Here is a 3,098-nt window from a genome sequence, read left to right as displayed (position 1 = left end):
TTCCACTCGTTGGCCGCCGCGTCCCAGGTGAACCAGTGGCTGGTGCCGTCACCGTCGGTCAGCGTGACCTTGGTGGGGTTCGGGTTCGGGTGGAAGTCCAGCGGCGCGCCGAGGCGCATCATCGAGGACGCCTGCACTGACCAGCCGTAGCCGGCCACGGTGTCGCTGGTGTCCAACGAGTTGTAGGCCAGCCGCACGAACGTCGACAGACCGCGCGACGGGTTGTTGAAGGCGTCGTAGGACCAGACCGTGTTGCCGGAGTACAGGTTGTTCATGACCGAGCCGCCGGCGCCGGTGTTCTTCCCCGCGTACGAGTAGAACTTTTCCAGACCCAACTGGTCGGAAGTCGGCTCCTCCACGGCCACGTTCTGCGGCAGCGCCTTGATCGGCGAGGTCGCGGACAACCGCGCGCCGTCACTCTTACGACGCAGGTCCCACTGCAGCACGTAGTCGGTGCGCTTATTCCCCTCCGTCGACGACGGCGGGCTCTTCAACTGCGCGGCCACGTCCACGGTGCCGCCGGCCTTGATGTTCGCCGGCAACGGCGTACGAAGCTCGTAGCTGTCATCGGCGCCGTCAGCGAGGCCGAGCCCGTCGGCCCGCTTCCAGTCGTACGACAGCACCCAGTCCGTGCTGTTCCAGTCCGCCAGCGTCGGGTTCGACACCGTCACCGGCACGCTGTAGGTGGCGTTCGGCGACAAAACCTGCGGGGTTTGCGCCGCGTAGTAGGTCGACTCCGCGTTCTGCTCGAGGTAGGTCACCTCGAGCGTCGGCCGCAGCATCGGCTCGGCGCCCTCGGAGGAGAGCAGCATCGCCCGTGCGGTCTGGTTGACCTCGTCGCGTTGCCGCAGCAGCAGACCGTAGTTGCTGGCGGGGTTCTTCACCCAACCGTCCACCGCTGCGGTGACGTCCCAGCTCTCCCACTCCGGGTCGTTGGTGATCCCGGTGACACTCGCCTTCCAGGTGGTGTCGTAGTCACCACCGGCCGGCCACGCGTTGACACCGTCGGAGGTGTTCCACGTGGCCTTGTTCTCGACGAAGTCGCGCTTGAGCTTGTAGACGTCAACGTACTCGTTGGTGTCCGTGCCCGGATACAGGTACGTGTTGTACATCCGCAACTCGGCGTCAACGATCTTCGCGTCGCCCGGAACACCGGTCAGCGCCCCGAACTTGACCAGGCCGCGGGTGTCGCCGTAGTAGGGCGAGTTGTTGCCCGGGCTGACGTACGGGTCACCGTCGTAGACGTCGACGTTCTCCGTCGGCCGTCCCGCCGACAGGGTGGTGTCGCTCTGCCCGGTGCGGTAGATCCGCGTGATCTGGCCGGCCTTCGGCAACGTCGCCGACTGGGTCGGACCCGCGAGCAACTGCCCATCTCGGGTCTTCACCGCGACCATGTAGTAGTAGAACTTCCGCGCCAACGGGTCGGTGTTGTCCGCCGCCGTGGGCACCGCCGTGGTGTCCTGATACGTCAGCGTCCCGGTCGAGACCGGCGCGATCAACGTCGCCGCCGACGGAGTGAAGTTCTGGAAGATGCTCCGGTGCACCTGGTACTCGACCGCGTCGTCACTCGTGCTGCTCGACGGGTCCTTGTACTGGGGCCAGCTCAGCACGGCACCCGTCGAGGTGATGGTGGTCGGCGGCTGCACCGCCACCCCGGGACGGCCGTAGGTGACGACCAGCTTCGGCAGGTTGTAGTCACGCCGGGCGTTCTGGTACGCGTACTCCGACGCCTCGAAGATCGGGCCACCGCGGTTGAGCTTGTTCTCGTCGACCGCCTTGATCATGAACCCGTTGTTCGTGGTCGGGGCGTTCACCCACTCCTGGACCGTGTTACGCACCGGGAACGACAACCAGGCGCTGGAAACGGCGCGCTTCTTCGTCGCCACACCCCAGCGGGTGAACCGCACCGCGTCGGCGATCACCGAGTTTCCGACGTGGTCGCCCAGCACCACCCGGCCGGTCGTGCCGGCGTCGAAGGTGTGCACCCCGAGGGTCTTCCACTGGCCCTTGCCCGACGGGACGGTCTGGTCCACCTCGTAGGTCTTGCTGCCGCCCTTGTAGTAGACCGTGTACGGCGTCCTGGTGTACCGGTCGTCGGTGTGCGAGACGAAGTGCACCTCGACCTGGTAGTCGCCCGCCTCGGTCAGCGTCGGCACCCACGTGTGCGTGTTCCCCGCGGTGGTGTCATCGTTGTAGCGGTAGTCCCCGTTGATCGCCAACGGCGTCAACTCGGTGTTGCCCGAGTACGGCCACGTCCCCGTCACCGACGTGCCGGAGTCACCGTCGTCCTTCGTGACCATGTTGCCCGACGGCTGCGCCGCCATGTTTGCGTTCATGCTCGTCCAGGTCGCGGTGTCCTCGTCCCACGCCGTGGTGATCTTCCGCGCCTCCAACGCGACGTCGTACTCCCACGACCCGTGCGTCTGCGAGTAGTACATCTCCAGACGCGCGTCGTCGATCGGAGTGTTCACCGGGATCGAGGACGTCTTGAACTTGACCAGCGACCGCCACACCGAGTTGTCGGTGCCCACCTTGAGCGGCCAGGTCGTGGTGTCCTGCCCGTACGCGTGCCCCGCGTTGCCCTTGTAGATCTGCACATCCTGGGCGTCGTCCGGAACCGGCTGGATCTTGATGGTCGGGTCGACCACCACCGGATACACCCGCGCCGAGTCGGCCAGCCAACCCGCGTCCGGCGTCACCGTGATCGTCGAGCGGCCACCGGACTGCGCCACCTTCTGGGTGACCTTGTCCGACCACACCTTTCCGTGCGGCGAATCCTTGTCGCCCTTGTCGTCGTACATGAACGGCGCCGGCATCACGAACACCGGCTCACCGCCGCCCGCACGCACGAACGCGATCGACCCGTCCGCACGCTGCTGCGCCGTCAGCCCGGCGGTGTCCAGGGTGAACGTGTACGACACCGGCCCACTCGGGGCCTGCCGCAGCACGATCTTCTCCTTCAACGCCGTGCTGGTCACGTCATAGACCACGTCCGCGCCGCCCGCCACACCGGCGTAGGTCACCGTCGAGCCGGACACCTTCGGCGTGACCGCCTTCGCGACACCCGAAAGACCCAGCTCGATGCTGCGACCGTCCCG

The 3,098-nt window shown here is 66.6% G+C and carries 1 protein-coding gene; it reads right to left on the bottom strand.

Translation table 11 applies throughout. The features are described from left to right. A partial coding sequence (locus BXA10_RS30200; protein WP_139338257.1) for a DNRLRE domain-containing protein occupies positions 1–3,098 on the bottom strand: 3,098 nt, incomplete at both ends.

The sequence above is a fragment of the Micromonospora avicenniae genome, assembly GCF_900156065.1.
GTDB lineage: Bacteria > Actinomycetota > Actinomycetes > Mycobacteriales > Micromonosporaceae > Micromonospora > Micromonospora avicenniae.
This window is presented reverse-complemented; position numbering and strand designations above follow the sequence as displayed.